The sequence below is a fragment of the Nocardioides sp. genome (genome assembly GCF_044226765.1).
Classification (GTDB): Bacteria; Actinomycetota; Actinomycetes; order Propionibacteriales; family Nocardioidaceae; genus Nocardioides.
The window spans coordinates 429,259-447,114 of sequence record NZ_JBGAGJ010000003.1 but is presented as its reverse complement, the minus strand read 5'-3'; the positions used below and the strand labels follow the sequence as shown (position 1 = coordinate 447,114).

Sequence of the window (17,856 nt, the reverse complement as noted above, 5' to 3'; positions counted from 1 at the left end):
GTGGGGTTCACCGAGGTCGCCGACCGGGTCTGGGTGGCCCGCTACCCGTGGTTCGACGTCAACGTCACCCTGGTGGGTGGCGGGTCCGGCCTGCTGGTCGTCGACACGCACGCCTCCGGGCTGGCCGCGCAGGAGGTCGTCGAGGACGTCCGCCGACTCGGCGCGGGCGACGTCGTCGGCGTCGTCAACACCCACGAGCACTTCGACCACACCTTCGGCAACGCCACGCTGCGGACGGCGTACGGCCCGGTGCCGATCCACGCCCACGAGACCGCCGCCGAGCGGACCGTCGCGGCCGGCGAGCGCGTGCAGGCGTTGTACGCCGCCGACCGCGACGACCCGCACCGCGACGAGGTGCTGGCGACCGAGGTGGTGCCCGCCGACCGCAGGTTCTCCTCCGCCCTGGCCCTCGACCTCGGCGGCCGGCTGGTCGAGCTGGTCCACCCGGGGCGCGGCCACACCGCGGGTGACCTGGTCGTGCGGGTCCCTGACGCCGACGTGCTCCTGGCCGGAGACCTGGTCGAGGAGTCGGCACCGCCGTCGTACGGCGAGGACAGCTGGCCGATGGACTGGCCGCTCGCCCTCGACGTGGCGCTCGGGCTCACCACGCCCGCGAGCGTGGTCATCCCCGGGCACGGCGCGGTGGTCGACCGCGACTTCGTCGAGGAGCAGCGCAACACGATCGGGATCGTGGCCGAGACGATCCGCGACCTCGCGGGTCGCGGCGTCCCCGCCGACCAGGCCCTGGCGACCGGCGAGTGGCCGTGGCCGGCGGCGGGCCTCGCCCAGGCCGTGCGGCGCGGCTACGAGCAGCTGCCGCGCAGCCAGAGGCGGTTGCCGCTGATCTGAGCGCGCATCGTCCGAGCCTGCGAGGACGAGGAGATCCGCGGCAGGTCGAGTAGCCGCGCGAGCGACGAAGGAGCTCGCGACCGGCGTACCGAGACCTCGAGCGGGTACGCCTCCGGCATGAGCGAGAACCCGAACGCGATCGACGACGAGGACCTCCCCGAGGACCTGCAGCCCACCGAGGACAACCCGCTGGCCCAGGACCTCGACCCCGACGAGGCGAAGTCCCGCGACGAGCTGGACGTGCTCGGCGGCAAGACGCCGGAGCAGTCCGACGCCGGCGCCGACGAGGGTGAGGAAGCCGACTCCGGCTCCTGACGGCGCGCCCTGCTCGGCGCTGTCGGTGGTGGCCCCTACGGTCATCGGGTGACTCCTTCCGACCGCTACGGCACCGACGTCCTGGCCGGCGACTGGCGCGCGCCCAAGCGCGGGCGCGCGGTGGAGGCGCCCGCCGAGATCGGGGCCGTCGTGGAGGAGGTGACGACCGACTGGTGCGGGGAGATCGTGGCCGTCGACCGCGACCTCCACACCGTGACGCTGGAGGACCGGCGCCGGCGCCGGCGCACCTTCCCGCTCGGCCCCGGCTTCCTGCTGGAGGGCCGGCCGGTGATCCTCACCGCCCCGCTGCGTCGGGCCACGCCGGCTCGGCCGACGCGCACCGCGTCGGGGTCGGTCGCGGTCCACGACGCCCCGGCCCGGGTCGCGCGGGCCAGCCGGATCTTCGTCGAGGGCCGCCACGACGCCGAGCTGGTCGAGAAGGTGTGGGGCGACGACCTGCGGGTGGAGGGCGTCGTGGTCGAGCTGCTGGACGGGGTCGACGACCTGGTCGACCAGCTGCGCGCGTTCGGCCCCGGCCCGCAGCGCAAGGTCGGCGTCCTCGTCGACCACCTGGTCCCGGGGTCCAAGGAGAGCCGGATCGCCGCCGCGGTGGCCGACTCGCCGGTGGGCCCGCACGTGCTGGTGGTCGGCCACCCGTTCATCGACATCTGGGCGGCGGTCAAGCCCGAGCGTCTCGGCCTGCAGCGCTGGCCCGACGTGCCGCGTCAGGAGGAGTGGAAGAAGGGGGTGTGCCGCCGGCTCGGCTGGCCGCACGCCGACCAGGCCGACGTCGCCCGCGCGTGGAAGCAGATCCTCGGCCGGGTCTCCACCTACCACGACCTCGACCCGGCCCTGCTGGGCCGGGTCGAGGAGCTGATCGACTTCGTCACCGCCTCACCGGGGTGAAGCGGGAGCACGCGATCAGTTCGGCCGCAGCGGACGCCCCGCGGAGTCGGTGACGTTGTCGGTCGCCAGCATGATGATGCCGTCGACCAGGCCCCAGATCGAGCCGATGCCGCAGGTCACCAGGGTGACCACGATCTGCCAGATGCCGGTCTTGGTGTCGCCGATGTAGAACCGGCCGATGCCGAGGCCGCCGAGGAAGATCTGCAGCAGGCCGGCGATCAGCTTGCTCTTGTCGGAGTAGGGGACGCCGGTCACCGGGTGGACGCCGTACGGCGCGGCCGGGCTGGCGCCGTACGGGATGCCCCCGGGCGGCGGCGGAGCCGGCTGGCCGTAGGGCGGCGGCGGGACCTGCTGGTCGGCGGGCGGCGGGACCTGGCCGCCGTACGGCGGGGGCACCGGCTCACCGGCGGACGGAGGCGGGACCGGCTCACCCTCCGGGGTCGGGTTCTGATCGGGCGTCTCGGGACCTTGCGTCATGGCCACAACCTAGTCCCGATGCCGCCGCTACGGCAGCAGGTCGCGGACCAGCGCGTCGGCCAGCAGCCGCCCGGTCCGGGTGGGCACCAGGAGGGTGCCCTCCTCGACCAGCAGGCCACGCTCGACCAGGTCCGGGACAGCGGCGCGACCCGCCTCGTCGAGCACCTCGACCGGCAGCCCGTCGCGCAGGCGCAGCTCCAGCAGCACCCGCTCGACGCGACGGCTCTCCGCGTCGAGCACCTCCCGGGCGTGGGCCGGGCTCCGGCCGGCGGCGAGACGGTCGGCGTACGCCGCCGGGTGCTTGACGTTCCACCACCGCACGCCACCGACGTGGCTGTGCGCACCCGGTCCGATGCCCCACCAGTCACCGCCGGTCCAGTAGAGCAGGTTGTGGCGGCAGCGGTCGGCGTCGTCGCGCGCCCAGTTGGAGACCTCGTACCAGCGCAGCCCGGCCTGGGCGAGCCGCTCGTCGACCAGCAGGTACTTGTCGGCCAGGTCGTCCTCGTCGGGCATCGGGAGCTCCCCGCGGGTGACCCGCCGGGCGAGCGCGGTCCCGTCCTCGACGATGAGTGAGTAGGCGGAGATGTGGTCGGGCCCGCAGGACAGCGCCGCCTCGACGGTGGTCTCCCAGTCCGCAAGCGTCTCCCCCGGCGTCCCGTAGATCAGGTCCAGGCTGACGTGCTCGAACCCGGCGTCACGGGCCCACGCCGTGACCTGAGGGACCCGGAGCGGGTCGTGGGTGCGGTCGAGGGTGGCGAGCACGTGCGGCACGGCCGACTGCATGCCGAAGGAGACCCGGGTGAACCCGGCCTCGCGCAGCCGGGCCAGGTCGGCCGCGTCGACGCTGTCCGGGTTGGCCTCGGTGGTGACCTCCGCGCCGGGCGCGAGACCGAGCTCGTCGTCGATCGCGGCGAGGATGCGCCCGAGCTCGTCGGGCGCGAGCAGGGTCGGGGTGCCGCCGCCGACGAAGACGGTGCTGACCGGGACGTCGCGGTCACCGAGCACGGACCGGGCCAGCCGCACCTCCGCGACCGCCGTGCCGGCGTACGACGACCGCCCGGCCCCGGGCCCGAGCTCGTCGGCGGTGTAGGTGTTGAAGTCGCAGTAGCCGCAGCGGACCCGGCAGAACGGGACGTGCACGTAGACGCCGAAGGGTCGCTCGCCGACGCCCGTCAGGGCTGCCGAGGGAAGTGCCCCGTCGTCCGGGACCGGCTCACCGGCGGGCAGGGTCGAGGGCACGCGCTCCAGTCTCCCACCCGCGTCCTCGTTCAGTGGAAGTCGCGGGAGCGGTGCCGGGCGCGCAGCGCCTGGCCGGCCTCGGCGTGCACCGACTCGATCGGGTCGAGCCGGTCGGCGACCAGGTTGGTGACGCCGTCCTCGCGCTCGAGGATGCCGCGGATCACCATGCCCGCCGCGCTGCCGGCGACCGTGCGGTAGCGCCGCCACACCCCGACGGTGCAGATGACGTTGAGCATGCCGGTCTCGTCCTCGAGGTTGAGGAAGGTGACCCCGCCCGCGGTGCCGGGTCGCTGCCGGTGGGTGACCAGGCCCCCGACGTGCACGCGGCGACCGGGCTCGGCCTCGAAGCAGTCCGCGACCGACCTGATCCCCGCGGCACGCAACCGGTCGCGCAGGTGCTCGAAGGGATGTCCCCCCGGCGTGATGCCGGTGGCCCACAGGTCCGCCATGGTGATCTCGACCTCGTCCATGTCCGGCAGGGTCGGCGCCGGCCCGGCCACCCGGATGCCCTCGAGATGCTCGTCGGTCTCGGTCCAGCCCGCGTTCCAGAGCGCCTGTCGCCGCGAGAGGTGCCCGGCGGCGAACGCGTCGTCGAACGCACCCGCCGTCGCCAGCGCCTCCAGCTGCCGCGCGTCGAGCCCGGCCCGTCGGGACAGGTCCGCCTGGTCGGCGAACGGCCGCTCCTCGCGGGCGGCGACGATCCGCTGCGCCACCTCCGTGCTGATGCCGCGCACCGCGTCCAGACCGAGCCGGACGGCGTACGACGTGTCGCGCCGGTGCACCGGCGTCGGGTCGGGCGTGCCCGGGACCCACTCGGCCCGCTCGCCGTCGTGGAGGCACGCGTCGAGCCCCGTGGGACCAGGTGTGCCACCGGCGGCGAGCTCGAGGTCGGCGGTGGCGGCCGAGAGCGCCAGGTCGGGGCGCAACACCTCCACGCCGTGCCGCCGTGCGTCGTGCACCAGCGACTGCGGGGAGTAGAACCCCATCGGCTGCGCGCGCAGCAGCGCGGCGAGGAACGCGCCCGGGTAGTGCAGCTTGCACCAGGAGCTGGCGTAGACGAGCTTGGCGAAGGACAGCGCGTGGCTCTCGGCGAAGCCGAAGTTCGCGAACGAGAGGATCTGCAGGTAGATCGCGTCGGCCCGCTCGCCGGAGATGCCCTTGGCGGCCATGCCGGACATCAGCTTCTCCTTGACCGACTCGATCCGCTCCACCCCGCGCTTGGAGCCCATCGCGCGGCGCAGCAGGTCGGCCTCGTCGCGGTTGCAGTCGCCGAGGGTGCGCGCCATGTCCATCAGCTGCTCCTGGAACAGCGGCACCCCCTTGGTGCGCTCGAGCACCGGGATCAGCAGCGGGTGGGCGTACTCGACGGGGTCGCGGCCGGTCGCGCGGCGCACGTAGGGGTGGACCGCGCCGCCCTGGATGGGTCCGGGGCGGATCAGCGCGATCTCGATCGCGAGGTCGTAGAACTCGCGCGGCTGCAGCCGTGGCAGCGTGCCGATCTGCGCGCGGCTCTCGACCTGGAAGACGCCGACCGAGTCGGCGCGGCAGAGCATGTCGTAGACCGCCGGCTCCTCCTTGGGGATCGACGCGAGCGTCCACTGCTCACCGAGGTGCGTCGCGACGATCGACATCATGTGGTCGAGCGCGCTGATCATCCCGAGCCCGAGCAGGTCGAACTTGACCAGCCCCATGAACTCGCAGGCGTCCTTGTCCCACTGCAGCACCGTCCGCTTGTCCATCCGGGCGCGCTCGATCGGCACCACCTCGCCGATCGGCCGCTCGGTCAGCACCATGCCGCCGGAGTGGATGCCGAGGTGGCGCGGGGCGCCGAGGAAGCCGTTGGCGAGGTCGACGACGGACACCGGTACGTCGTGCTCGCCTCCCTCGCGCGGCTGCACTGCAGTCCAGGAGGTGATCTGCTTCGACCACGCGTCCTGCTGGCCGGGTGAGTGGCCGAGCGCCTTCGCCGCGTCGCGCACCGCCATCTTGGGGCGGTAGCCGACGACGTTCGCGACCTGCGCGGCGTTGTGGCGGCCGTACTTGTCGTAGACCCACTGGATCACCCGCTCACGCTTGCCTGCGTCGAAGTCGACATCGATGTCGGGCTCCTCCTCGCGGTGCTGGGAGATGAACCGCTCGAAGGGGAGCCGGTAGAACACCGGGTCGATCGCGGTGATGCCGAGCGCGTAGCAGACCGCGGAGCTGGCCGCGGATCCCCGGCCCTGGCACAAGATGCCCTGCGAGCGTGCGAACGCGACGATGTCGTGGACGATCACGAAGTAGCCGTCGAAGTCCTTCTGCGCGATCACCCCGAGCTCGTGCTCGACCCGCTCGCGCGCCTCGCGGGCGTGCGGCTCGTGGGCGTAGCGCTCGGCGAACCCGCGCTCGGTCAGCTCGCGCAGCCACCCCGACGGCGTCCACCCGTCGGGCACGAACTTCGGCAGCCGGGGGCTGGCCTTCTGCAGGTCGAAGGCGACCTCGTCGGCGAGCTCGACGCTGCGGGCGACCGCACCGGGGTAGCGCGCGAAGCGGTGTGCCATCTCCGCGCCCGACCGCAGGCTCGCCAGTCCCGACGCCGGCAGCCACCCGTCCATCTCGGCCAGGCTGCGCCGCGCCCGCACGGCGGCCATCGCGTCCGCGACCCGGTGCTGCTCGGGCCGGGCGTAGTGGACGTTGTTGGTCGCCACGACCGGCAGCCCGTGGTCACGGGCGAGCGCGGCGAGCAGGTCGTTGGTGACGGAGTCGCCAGGGAAGCCGTGGTCGACCAGCTCGACCGCGACGTGCTCGTGCCCGAACAGCGCGGTCAGCCGGTCGAGCTCCTCGGCGGCGTACGCCGGACCGCGCTCGAGCGCCTGGCGGACCATCCCCTTGCGGCAGCCGGTGAGCACCAGCCAGTGGCCTCGACCGCGCTCGGCGAGCTCGCGCAGGTCGTAGACCGGCCTGCCCTTCTCGTCGCCCCGCAGCTGGGCGTCGGTGATCGCCCCGGCCAGCCGGTGGTAGCCCTCCACCCCCCGGGCGAGCACGAGCAGGTGGCTGCCCTCGGGGTCGGCGACGCCGTTCTGCGGCTTGGTCAGGCCGAGCGAGAGCTCGGCGCCGTAGATCGTCGCGAGTCCGCCGTGCAGCTGCGCGGTCTCGGCGAACAGCGGCGCACCGTAGAACCCGTCGTGGTCGGTGATCGCGAGCCCGTGCAGCCCCAGCCGCAGCGCCTCGAGGACCAGCTGGTCGGGCCCGCTGGCGCCGTCGAGGAAGCTGAAGCTGGAGTGGCAGTGCAGCTCGGCGTACGGCGTCACCTCGCCGCCGGGTCGCTCGACGTCGACCTTGACCCGCTTGCGCTTGCGCTGCGAGATCGGCGCCTCGGGGTCCTCGGGCGTGACGACGCGGCCGGAGAGCCGCTTCTCCAGCTCACCCCAGGACATTTTCGGGTTGTTCCAGCCCATCAGTCGTCCCCTGGTCTCGACACGCCGGTCGCGGCTTCGTGCCTCAGCCGCGCGGCTCGCTCGACCACCATCAGCAGGTCCGCTGCCGCGTCCCTGCTAGTCATAGGCAGCCTCGGTCCACCACACGCCGGAGTCCCAGGTCATCAGCCAGGCGCGACCGTCGACGCCGACGACCTGGAAGCGGGCGACCCGCCGGGAGGGCCTCTCCCACCACAGCTCCTCGACCGGCCAGGGGCCGGCCCAGGCGCCGACCGGCTGCCAGCCGTCGCCCGGACCGGGGCGGAACCGCTCGGGCGGGCAGGTGACGGCGCCCCGCTCGTCGACGTCGACGGACCGACCGCCCCCGCCGACGACCTCGGCAGCCCAGGGGCTGCTCAGCACCCGGGCGGGGGCCGGCGCCGGGATGCTGCCGGGCCACGGCGGGCCCCCCTGATCGGCACGGGGGCGCAGGCCGGTCGGCCGTTCGCCCCACGGCACCAGCGCCTGCCGGTCGCGAGGTGAGCGGCCACCCTGGAGCACCGGGCGGACGACCGCCTCGTGGCCGAGCAGCCCCTGCACGCGGGCGATGCCGCGCTCGACCCGCTCGTCCGTGCCGCCCCACAGCCCGTCGGCGTGCACGGCGTCGGGGACGACGGTGACCGGGACGAAGGTGACCCGGTCGACCGGTGCCCGCACCTCGCCGGACCGGCCCAGGGCGCCCTGCAGCTGCCAGTGCAGCCGGTCGACCAGGTCGGCGGCGGTGAACCAGCGCGGGTGCAGCCAGAGCCGGGACGACGCCGGCTCGACCTCCCCCTCGCACCGCGCCTCGACCAGCACCTCGGTGCACACCAGGCCCTGCCCGGCCAGGCCCCCCACGAACGCGTCCGCGGTCCGCCGGACGCTGAAGCTGATCGTCTCGGCGTTGTCCAGCGGCGGCTCGAAGTCGACGTGCCGGGTGTGCTCGGGGGGCGGGGTGCGCGTGGCGAGGAGGACGGCTCCGTCGCCCCCGACGACGCGGTGCACCCAGGCGACGTGCGGCCCGAACCGGTCGCGCACGTCGGTCGCCGAGAGGTCCGCGAGGTCGCCGAGGGAGCGCAGCCCGAGCCGCTTCATCAGGCTGACCGCGTCGAGGTCGTCCAGGGTCTCCACCGGCAGTGCCCGCAGGAACGTCCGCGACTCCCCCGGCTCGACGACGTGGCATTCCTGAGGTGCTGCCCGGCGGGCGGCCTGCTCGGCGGTGAACAGCTCGTCGGCGACCCCGAACCGGCAGTCCCAGACACCGTGCCCGACCAACCGCTCGGCGAGGAGCGCCGCCCCGCTCTCCTCACCGCCGTGGAAGCGCGCGGGAGCCCGCAGCGCCAGCAGCCCCGGCCGGAGCGGCGCCACCCCCGGCCGCAGCTCCTCGACCGCGGCGAGCACCGGCTCGAACGCCCGGGCGTCCCGGTCGGGGCTGGCCTGGTGCACCTGCAGCCCGGGGCACCGCGACTGGGCGTCGCGGCGACGCATCCCCCGGCGTACGCCGGCAGTCCGGGCGCCGCCGTTGCAGGCCTGCACGACGTTCGCGCTGAACACCGCCGCCGGCAGGTGGGTGGGCAGTCCCTCCTCGGCCAGGGCGGCGACCACCGGCCAGTCCGGGCACCACACCGCCATCACGCGCACGTCAGCTCGCCACCTCCACGGCGGGTGCGGAGCCCTCGAACGCCTGCTCGGCGCGCCGGTGGGTCCGGTCGTCGGCGGGGAGCCACAGGGCACCGCGGCGCGGTGGCGCGGAGCCCCGCTGCGCCTCGACCAGGATCCGGCGGGACCGCAGGTGGCCGTGGCCCTCGCCGACGCCGCTCCACGCCAGCTCCCGGGTGGTCAGCCGCACCTCCGCCCGCGGCCAGTCGCCCCGGACGACCAGGGCGGCGGAGCGCTTGCGCAACCGGGCGCCGAGCCGCTCCGCCACCTGCTCGGGCACCCTGCCCTGCGGCTGGACCAGGACGACGGTCGCGACGTCGACCAGGGCTGCGGTGACCTCGAGCCACCGGTCCCCCGGGTCGGGCACCAGGACCGTCCGGTCGAGGTCGAGGCCGAGCTCCCGGGCGGCCTCGGCACCGAAGTCGGCGATCCCGACCGCCGCGCACCAGTGACCGGCACCCGACGGGCCGGCCAGCAGGGTCAGCGCCAGCGCGGCGCTGTCGACCGCGTAGCTCCCCCCGGCCCGCAGCTGGACCAGCCCGGCGAGCGCCGGGTGGGTCTCCAGCGGGAGGCGGGGCATGCCGTCCTGCATGCCCGCCATCCGGCTGCGCAGCTGCGCGATCGTGTCAGGGGTGCTGGCGGTGCTGGCCACGCCCCATCTTCGAACATGTGTTCGAAGACGTCAACCGCCACCGGCCGGATGCTTGTCAGGGGAAATGTGCAGGACACGCCGATCCCCATCGGCGTGTCCTGCACATTTCACCGGTCGACCGGCGAAACGAACGACCTCAGCCCGAGTACATGCTGTCGATCAGCGACTTGTTGTTCTCCTCGACCACGTTGCGCTTGACCTTCATCGAGGGCGTGAGCTCACCCGACTCGACGGTGAGGTCGTGGTCGAGCAGCTTCCACTTCTTGATCGTCTCCCAGCGGTTGAGCTGGGAGTTGAGCTCCTCGACGTAGCCCTTGACCATCTCCTGGACCGGCTCCGAGGCGACGATGTCGCCGTACGACGCACCCTCCATGCCGTTCTCCTTGGCCCAGTCCGCCATCGCGTCGGGATCCAGGGTGACCAGGGCGACGACGTAGTTGCGCTCGTTGCCGAACACCAGGAACTGGCTGGCGTAGGGACAGATGGCCTTGAACTTGGACTCGATCGCCGACGGGGCGACGTACTTGCCGCCGGAGGTCTTGAACAGGTCCTTGATCCGCCCGGTGATGGTGAGGAAGCCCTCGGCGTCGATGCTGCCCTTGTCGCCGGTGCGCAGCCAGCCGTCCTCGGTGAGCGTCTTGGCGGTCTCCTCGGGGAGGTTGTGGTAGCCGGCCATGACGTGCGGCCCGCGCAGCATCACCTCGTCGTCGTCGCCGATCTGGATCTCGCTGCCCGGGAGGGCGGGTCCCACGGTGCCGATCTTGTACGACGACGGCAGGTTGACCGTCGCGCCCGCGGCGTTCTCGGTCATGCCGTAGCCCTCGAGGATGAGGATGCCGGCGGCGTTGAACCACTCGGCGATCTCGGCGTTGAGCGCGGCGGAGCCGGAGATGAAGAACCGCACCCGGCCGCCGAACCGCTCGCGGACCTTGCTGAACACCAGCTTGTCGAACAGCCCGTGTTGGACGCCCAGCAGGAACGGCACCGACTTGCCCTCGCGCTTGAGCCGGCCGACCTTGAGCCCGGTGTCGAAGGCGCGCAGGAACAGCTTCTCCTTGATGCCGCCCTCGGCCGCCTGCATCGTCACGATCCGCCCGTGCGCCTTCTCGAAGATGCGCGGCGCGGCACCCATGAACGTCGGCTTGACCACGCCGAGGTTGTCGACGATCTTGTCGACCCGCCCGTCGATGGCCGTCGGGAACCCGCAGGCCAGCTGCGCCGAGAGCAGCACCTTGCCGAACGAGTGCGCCATCGGCAGCCACAGGAACTGCAGGTCGCTCTCGTCGAGGATGTCCTGGACCTGGATGGCCGTGCCCTCGTAGACCCAGGCGCGGTGCAGCAGCCGCACCCCCTTGGGGCGCCCGGTGGTCCCGGAGGTGTAGATCAGCGTCGCGAGCTGGTCGGCGGGGATCGCCCTGGCCGTCTCCTCGACGATCCCCGGGTGCTCGGCGAGGTAGGCGTCGCCCAGCTTCGCCAGGTCGTCCAGGCCGATGATCCAGTCGCCGTCGGTGGTGCCGTCGAAGGTGACGACCTTCGCCAGGTGCGGCAGGTCGCCGCGGTGCTCCGTGAGCTTGGCGATCTGGTCGTCGTCCTCGGCGAAGACGACCTGGCACTCGGAGTCACCGAGGATGTACGCCGTGTCCTCGCTGTTGGTCGACGGGTAGACCGTCGTCGTGGCCCCTGCCGCGCACATCACGGCGAGGTCCGCGAGGATCCACTCGTAGCGGGTCGAGGAGGCGATGCCGACGCGCTGCTCGGGTTGGAGACCCAGCGAGAGCAGGCCGGCGGCGAGCCGTGTCACCAGGTCGCCAGCCTGGCGCCAGGTGACCGACTCCCATGCCTCCCCTCGCGGGTAGCGGTAGGCCTCGCGGTCACCCGAGGCCGCGACGCGGTCGAGGAACTGCAGGGCGAAGTTCTGGGTCAGGTTGTCGACGAAGCCGGGATCGACGCTGGGGCTGGCCTGGGCGGTCATCTCACTCCTGATGGCGGCCGAGAGGGACAGGGATGCGACGTAACCTAGATCACTTTGCCTACCGACAGGTAGGGAACAACGTCACACCCGTGGCGTGGCGGGCGCGGTCCGCGGCCTCAGGAGCGCGCGTCGACGTACCGCTGCGCCGCGCGGCGTGCCTCGTCGACCAGGTCCTCGACGACCAGGAGTCGAGGCAGCAGGTCCGCGTCGGTGGTCAGCGCCCGGAACATGGTGCTCACGCTCACCCCGTGCCCGGGGCGGTGCACCACCGTCAGGTCGTCGCCGGGTCGTACGTCGCCCTCCTCGAGCACCCGGAGGTAGGGGCCGGGCCGGCCGACCTGGGCGAACCGCTTCACCCATGCCCGGTTGTCGTAGCCGCCGAGCCCCATCCAGTTCTTGAAGTCGTTGCACGGGATCCGCACGCTCGCGACCTCGAGCAGCGGCCCCTGCGCGCCGCCGATCCGCCACCGCTCCCCGACCTCGGCCTCGTTCACGTCGATGCCGGCCGTGGTCAGGTTCTCCGCGAACATCCCGTCGCGCAGGTCCTGACCGAGCTCGGCGGCCCACCAGTCGAGATCCTCGCGAGCGAAGACGTAGACGGCCTGGTCGACGCCGCCGTGGTGCTGGGTGTCGCCGACCTGGTCGCCGTCCAGGCCGCGGGCACGGACCCGCACCGGACCGGGGACCGGGCGCTTGTCCATCGCGGTGGAGCCGATGCCCGCCCACTCGGCGGGTCGCGGCATGCCGACGTTGACGGACACGAGGCTGGGCACGCGCAGATCCTCTCAGTCCCCGCCGCCGCGTGCCGAGGGTTTTCCCGCCGCCCGCCCCGGGAACAGGACTGGTGAAGGTCCGTGAGGACCCGGGGGAAGCAGGGGGAAGCAGTGCGTGGTGGTCTGATCGATGCCCTGCCCTGGCTGCGCAGCATCCGGCCGCTGCTGACGGCGGTCGACCCGTTCGCGGTGCTGCTGGCAGGGGCGCTCGTCCGCGAGCAGGTCACGGTGGGGGCCGCGGTCGCCGCGGCGGTCGCCGCGATGCTGGTGTGCCGCGGAGCCGAGCTCCACCGGTCGCGCCTGGTGCTGTCGGTGGTGGAGGACCTGCCCCGTCTGGCCCTCGCGGCCGGGGTGGCGGGGCTCACCCTGGCCGCCCTCACCCCGGCTCCGTCGGACCACCTGCCGTGGCGGGTGCTGCTCGTCTTCACCGGCGCCACGTTCCTGCTGCAGGTGCTCCTCCGGTCGACCGTGTACGCCGTCGTGCACGCGCGCCGCCGCTCCGGGCGCAGCTCCCACCCGGTGATCGTCGTCGGCGCGGGCACCGTCGGGCAGCGCCTGGTCACCACGTTCCTGCGCCGCCCCGAGCTGGGCCTGCACCCGGTGGGGGTCGTGGACACCGCTCCCGACCTCACGGCCCGGTCGGTACCGGTGCCCCTCCTCGGCGGCGTCGACGACCTGGAGCAGGCGATGGCCGACCTCCGCGTCGACGACGTCGTGTTCGCCTTCCCCGACCCGCCCGACGGCCGCACGATCGACGTCGTCCGCCAGTGCGTGCAGGCCGACCACCAGGTCTTCGTGGTCCCCCGCTTCTTCGAGATGATGGGCCTGGACCACCACCGCCGCACCGAGGTCGTCGGTGACGTCGCGGTGATGCGGCTGCGCCGGTGGGGGCTCCGGCCGCACACCCTGCTGCTGAAGCGGCTCCTCGACGTCGTGCTGTCCGCCGTTGCGCTGCTGGCGCTCTCCCCCGTGCTCCTCGGCTGCGCGATCGCCGTCCGGCTGGAGACCGGTCCGGGCGTGATCTTCCGTCAGGTCCGGGTGGGCCGCGGCGGCCGCACCTTCACGCTCTACAAGTTCCGCTCACTCAAGCCCGTCGACGAGGTCGAGAGCATGACCCAGTGGTCGATCGACCACGACGCGCGCCTGGGTCCGGTCGGCCGCTTCCTGCGACGGACCAGCCTCGACGAGCTGCCCCAGCTGGTCAACGTGCTGCGCGGCGACATGAGCCTGGTCGGCCCCCGGCCCGAGCGGCCGTTCTTCGTCCGCGAGTTCGCCCGCACCGAGCTCCGCTACGACGACCGGCACCGGGTGCAGACGGGCCTCACCGGATACGCCCAGGTGCACGACCTGCGTGGCGACACCCCGATCGACGCCCGGGTCCGCTTCGACAACTACTACATCGAGAACTGGTCGCTGTGGTCGGACATCAAGATCATGGCGCGCACCGTGCGCGCGGTCTTCCGCAGCGAGCCCGAGGTCCGCGGCATCGACCTCAGCGCCGCCGCGGCCACCCGGGACCGGGAGAGGCCCCGGCCACGCCGCCGCCGGCCGGCCGTGCCCTCGGGCCGGCCACGCGTCGTGCACGTGTCGGTGCCCACCACCGAAGGCGTCGCGAACGTGCTGATGGGCTATGTCCGCGACCAGGTCGCCCGGGGCTGGAGCGTGACCGTCGTCTGCCCGTCCGAGGGCTGGCTCGGACCGTCGGCGCGCAGCGCCGGAGCACAGTTCGTCCCCTGGGAGGCCGGCCGCAACCCCGGTCCGGCGGTCCTGGGTGAGACCCGGCGGTTGCGCCGCATCCTCGACGACGTCGACCCCGACGTCGTCCACCTGCACAGCTCCAAGGCCGGCATGGCCGGGCGGCTCGCGGTCCGCGGTCGGCGACCCACCGTCTTCCAGCCGCACGCCTGGTCGTTCGACGCGGTGCGCGGACCCGTCCGTGCCGCGAGCATCCGGTGGGAGCGCTGGGCGCAGCGCTGGACGACCGAGCTGGTCTGCGTGAGCCGCAGCGAGCGCCAGGTCGGCGAGCAGCACGGCATCCTCGGGGCCACGACGCTCGCCGTCAACGGTGTCGACCTGCACCGCTTCGTCGTCGCGACCGACGCCGAGCGGCGCCACGCGCGCGAGCGACTGGACCTGCGGGACGTGCCGACCGCGGTGTGCGTGGGTCGGCTCACCGAGCAGAAGGGGCAGCGCGACCTGCTCGACGCCTGGGAGCAGGTCGTCGCCCGGGTCCCGGACGCACAGCTCGTGCTCATCGGCGACGGACCCGACCGCGGTGAGCTCGAGATGCGGGCCGCGTCCCTCCGCGGCGTGCTGCTGACCGGCGCCCGGTCCGACGTACGCCAGTGGCTCGCGGCCGCGGACCTCGTCGTCGCGCCGTCCCGGTGGGAGGGCATGGCGGTCGCCCCGCTGGAGGCGATGGCCGCCGGCCGCAGCGTGGTGGCCACCCGCGCGAGCGGGATGGCGGAGAGCATCCCGCGCGGCGCGGGGACGCTCGTGCCCGTCGGTGATGTCGGCCGGCTCACCGAGGCCCTGGTCCGCCGCCTCGACGACCCCGCGCTCGCCGCCGCCGAGGGGCGTCTGGGTCGCCTGCACGTCGAGGAGCGCCACGACGCGGACGCGTCGGCGGAGCACGTCGCGCGGGTCACCCTGCGGCAGTTCTGGCGCTCCCACGGGCACGGCGACGCGCTCACCGCCCTGTGGCCGCTCGCCCCGACGACCACTCCCGACGCCCAGGAGAGCGTCGACCTGGTCCCGGTCCTCACCGCCACCCCGGTCGAGCCGGACGCGGGTCCCCGGGTGCCGGCCCCGCGGTCGGGCGAGGTCGTCGTCGTCCGGTCCACCCCGCTGCCCTGAGGCCGTCGCCGAGGCGCGGTCCCCGTGCGCACGCGGGTCGGCGCTCCCTTCAGTTTCATCATGGTTTGTCGGTGAACCTGCACTCCCCACGACGTGCCCACCGTGGGAAGTGCAGGTTCGCCTGCATCCCGTGATGAAGCTGCGAGAGCCGGTGCCGACGCTCCCGCCGCCCGCCCGGTGCGCGAGCGGACGGCGCAACGGCGGACGCGCCGGTGGGGCCCGGGGGGACGGGGTCAGCTGGCGACGCGGTCGGTGCGCTTGGTGACCAGCACGACGCCGAGCAGGCGCACCCCGATGGCGCGCACCCGGGCGAGGTGGCGCTGCAGCTCGCCCTGGGCGACCCCGGCGTCGGGGACGGCCAGCAGCATCGAGCCGCCGGCAGCCATCACCCGGGCGTCGTCGCAGACGTCGAGGGGTGGCGCCAGCACGATGATGATGTCGAAGCGGCGGGCCGCCTCCTCCATCGCCGGGGCGAACCGGGTCTCGAGCAGCGTCTCCGCAGGCTCGCCGCCCCACTGCCCGGCGGGAAGCACCGAGAGGTCGGCGACCGGGCCCGGGCTGAGCGCGGCGTCGAGGTCCTCCCCGACGAGCACGTCGTAGAGGCCAGCGGTGTCGGGCCCGGCGGCGACCGGGCCGCCCTCCTGGTCACCGATCCGGCCGTCCACGAGCAGCACCCGCCGGTTGACGTGCGCCAACGACACGGCGAGGTTCGCTCCGAGCCAGACGTGGACGTCGCTGGATCGGACCCCGGTGACGACCACGCGGGTCACCGGCTCGCGGCTCGCCTCGGCCTCCAGCGCGATCCGCAGCTCGCGGAAGACGTCGGCGGCTGCCGTGCCCGGGTAGAGCGCGGGCAGCGTGGTGGGGTCGCGCGGCGGCGACATCAATGCGAGCACCGGCGCGTCGGCGAGCTCCTCGACCTCGTCGGCGTCGCCGACCTCGACGACCTTGCGGTCGCGCAGCAGCGCCCCGCAGATCCCCAGCACGACCGCGAGCACGACGCCGACCACGCCGGCGAGCAGCAGGCTGGGGCTCGAGAACGTCGCCGCGGGCTCCGCCGGGTTGCTGCGCGTGTAGGTGAACGCCCCGCGGCTGGGGTCGACGGTCGGCAGCGCCGCCGCGGCGGTGTTGGCGATCGCGGCCGCCACGCGCGGGTCGGAGTCGCTCACGGTGATCTGCACCAGGACGGTGCCCTGCACCCACTTCGCCTCGATGGACTGGCGCAGCTCCTCGGTGGTGCGGTCGACGTCCAGCCGGGAGGTGATCTCGCGCAGCATCGCCTGCGAGTTCGCCAGCTCGGCCACGCTGCCGCGCAGCGCGTCGAGGTCCTCCTGCGTGCCGGACGCCCGCGGCGAGGCGGTCACCGCCACCGTCGCGGTCGACTCGTAGGTCTTCGGCGCCCGCCAGAGCCCGACGCCGACGGCCGACAGGGTGATCGCGACGATCACCACCACCAGCAGCCGGTGCCTCCAGACCGCGCGCGCTAGGTCCTTCCCTTCCATGCTCCCCCGCTTTGCTCGTCACCCGGCGTCCGAGGGATCTCCCCGGCACCGTCCCCGCGTCCCGAGCCGCGGTGGGGGGCGCGGGTGCGCGCCGCCTCCACCGGACATCGGGACCAACGTCAGCCACTCGACTTGGTTACGACCGTTTCCGCCCTCCCCACCACGTTCTGGTACACGGATCGGTAGTCGTCCACCATCCGCACCGACGAGAAGCGCCGTTCGACCACCGCCCGCGCCGCCGCCCCGGTCCGCGCTCGCCGCGCCGGGTCGGCGAGCAGCGCGCGTACGGCGGCGGCGAGCGCGCCGGCGTCACCGGGCGGCACCAGCTCCAGGCACCCGGTGCCGGCCAGCGCCGGGAGCCCGCCGACCGCGGACGCGACGACCGGCCGACCGGCCGCCATCGCCTCGAGCACGACCATCGGCAGGCCCTCGCGGTCGCTGGCGAGCACCACCACGTCCGCGGCCGCCAGGAGCCTCCCGACATCGGCGCGGTCACCGAGGAAGGTGATCCGAGGCCGCGCGGCCGAGCGCGCGGCACGGGCCTCGAGAGCGGGACGGTCGGGCCCGTCGCCCGCCACGAGGAGGTGGGCCGCGGCCGGCACCTCGGGCCACGCGTCGACGAGCAGGTCGACCCGCTTGGGCGCAGCGAGTCGAGCCGCGCACACCACGAGGGGTGTGCCGGGCAGCAGGCCGAGCTCCGCGCGCACGTCACCGGTGGCCGGACCGGGCGGGGGCACCGCGTTCTCGATGACGGCGACCCGGCCCGGGTCCAGGCCGGCCTGCAGCAGCCGGTCACGGACGTCCGGCGAGACCGCGACGACGAGGTCGCTGCAGCGGCGAAGCAGGCGGGCCGCCGCGGCATACCGGTCGTCGGCCAGGCCGTGCACGGTCGACACGACCGGGACCCGGCGGCGGCCGACCTGCGCGAGGCGCGCGGCGAGGCTCGCCCGCACGTTGTGTGCGTGCACGACGTCGGGCCGCCACGTCGCCAGCAGGCGGCGGACCGCCGCGGCGGAGCGTTCGAGGGCGACCGGACCGGGGTCGCGCAGGGGCACCCGACGGATGGTGACGCCGGCGGCGGCGAGGGCGTCGGCCCGCCACCCTCCGTCGCTGGCGACGAGCACCTCGTCCCCGTGCTCCGGCAACCGCAGGGCGAGGTCGTGGACGACGGCCTCGGCTCCCCCGGACCCCATCTCGGCGACCACGCCCAGCACCCGCACGG

At 73.9% G+C, this 17,856-nt stretch carries 13 protein-coding genes; 4 read left to right on the top strand and 9 right to left on the bottom strand.

Annotation, left to right across the window (positions count from 1 at the left end; translation table 11 throughout):
* From ACILRH_RS09725 to ACILRH_RS09715, 3 genes are all read left to right on the top strand, one after another.
* Complete coding sequence (locus tag ACILRH_RS09725) at positions 1-849, top strand: MBL fold metallo-hydrolase (protein WP_395692794.1); 849 nt, start codon at positions 1-3, stop codon at positions 847-849.
* A gap of 117 nt (positions 850-966) precedes the next feature.
* Positions 967-1,164 carry a hypothetical protein gene (locus ACILRH_RS09720; protein WP_395692793.1) on the top strand — a complete coding sequence of 66 codons (198 nt, stop codon included), beginning with the start codon at positions 967-969 and terminating at the stop codon, positions 1,162-1,164.
* 48 nt (positions 1,165-1,212) lie between these two features.
* Positions 1,213-2,070 carry a DUF3097 domain-containing protein gene (locus ACILRH_RS09715; RefSeq protein WP_395692791.1) on the top strand — a complete coding sequence of 286 codons (858 nt, stop codon included), beginning with the start codon at positions 1,213-1,215 and terminating at the stop codon, positions 2,068-2,070.
* A 15-nt stretch (positions 2,071-2,085) separates the two neighbouring features.
* On the opposite strand, the gene ACILRH_RS09710 is transcribed toward ACILRH_RS09715, so the two are convergent.
* The 7 genes from ACILRH_RS09710 to ACILRH_RS09680 form a co-directional block, all read right to left on the bottom strand.
* On the bottom strand, positions 2,086-2,547 hold the full coding sequence (locus tag ACILRH_RS09710; RefSeq protein WP_395692789.1) for a TM2 domain-containing protein: 462 nt from the start codon (positions 2,545-2,547) through the stop codon (positions 2,086-2,088).
* 27 nt (positions 2,548-2,574) lie between these two features.
* A complete protein-coding gene (gene hemW, locus ACILRH_RS09705; RefSeq protein WP_395692787.1) occupies positions 2,575-3,786 on the bottom strand; it encodes a radical SAM family heme chaperone HemW in 1,212 nt (403 codons plus the stop codon).
* 29 nt (positions 3,787-3,815) lie between these two features.
* A complete protein-coding gene (locus tag ACILRH_RS09700; RefSeq protein ID WP_395692786.1) occupies positions 3,816-7,223 on the bottom strand; it encodes an error-prone DNA polymerase in 3,408 nt (1,135 codons plus the stop codon).
* Positions 7,224-7,319: 96 nt separating this feature from the next.
* Positions 7,320-8,852, bottom strand: coding sequence for a DNA polymerase Y family protein (locus tag ACILRH_RS09695; RefSeq protein WP_395692901.1), 1,533 nt, complete (start codon positions 8,850-8,852; stop codon positions 7,320-7,322).
* A 10-nt stretch (positions 8,853-8,862) separates the two neighbouring features.
* Positions 8,863-9,531, bottom strand: coding sequence for a hypothetical protein (locus tag ACILRH_RS09690; RefSeq protein ID WP_395692784.1), 669 nt, complete (start codon positions 9,529-9,531; stop codon positions 8,863-8,865).
* Positions 9,532-9,667: 136 nt separating this feature from the next.
* Positions 9,668-11,503 (bottom strand): AMP-dependent synthetase/ligase, encoded by a 1,836-nt coding sequence (locus ACILRH_RS09685; protein ID WP_395692782.1) that lies wholly within the window; start codon positions 11,501-11,503, stop codon positions 9,668-9,670.
* Between the two features lie 116 nt (positions 11,504-11,619).
* Complete coding sequence (locus tag ACILRH_RS09680; protein ID WP_395692780.1) at positions 11,620-12,276, bottom strand: MOSC domain-containing protein; 657 nt, start codon at positions 12,274-12,276, stop codon at positions 11,620-11,622.
* Positions 12,277-12,387: 111 nt separating this feature from the next.
* Between ACILRH_RS09680 and ACILRH_RS09675 the strand changes: the two genes are divergently transcribed.
* A complete protein-coding gene (locus ACILRH_RS09675; protein ID WP_395692778.1) occupies positions 12,388-15,132 on the top strand; it encodes an exopolysaccharide biosynthesis polyprenyl glycosylphosphotransferase in 2,745 nt (914 codons plus the stop codon).
* A gap of 233 nt (positions 15,133-15,365) precedes the next feature.
* Here the strand turns inward: ACILRH_RS09675 and ACILRH_RS09670 are convergent, their stop codons facing one another.
* Both ACILRH_RS09670 and ACILRH_RS09665 read right to left on the bottom strand, forming a co-directional pair.
* Positions 15,366-16,634 (bottom strand): hypothetical protein, encoded by a 1,269-nt coding sequence (locus tag ACILRH_RS09670; protein WP_395692776.1) that lies wholly within the window; start codon positions 16,632-16,634, stop codon positions 15,366-15,368.
* Positions 16,635-16,753: 119 nt separating this feature from the next.
* Positions 16,754-17,854, bottom strand: a complete 1,101-nt coding sequence (locus ACILRH_RS09665) for a glycosyltransferase (RefSeq protein WP_395692775.1) — start codon at positions 17,852-17,854, stop codon at positions 16,754-16,756.
* Positions 17,855-17,856: the final 2 nt, after the last annotated feature.

What these genes read in the sequence shown, in the direction of transcription:
- ACILRH_RS09720 (WP_395692793.1), top strand. Translation starts at nt 967, where the DNA reads ATGAGCGAGAACCCGAACGCGATCGACGACGAGGACCTCCCCGAGGAC.
- ACILRH_RS09710 (WP_395692789.1), bottom strand. Translation starts at nt 2,547, where the DNA reads ATGACGCAAGGTCCCGAGACGCCCGATCAGAACCCGACCCCGGAGGGT.
- ACILRH_RS09700 (WP_395692786.1), bottom strand. Translation starts at nt 7,223, where the DNA reads ATGGGCTGGAACAACCCGAAAATGTCCTGGGGTGAGCTGGAGAAGCGG.
- ACILRH_RS09695 (WP_395692901.1), bottom strand. Translation starts at nt 8,852, where the DNA reads ATGGCGGTGTGGTGCCCGGACTGGCCGGTGGTCGCCGCCCTGGCCGAG.
- ACILRH_RS09685 (WP_395692782.1), bottom strand. Translation starts at nt 11,503, where the DNA reads ATGACCGCCCAGGCCAGCCCCAGCGTCGATCCCGGCTTCGTCGACAAC.
- ACILRH_RS09670 (WP_395692776.1), bottom strand. Translation starts at nt 16,634, where the DNA reads ATGGAAGGGAAGGACCTAGCGCGCGCGGTCTGGAGGCACCGGCTGCTG.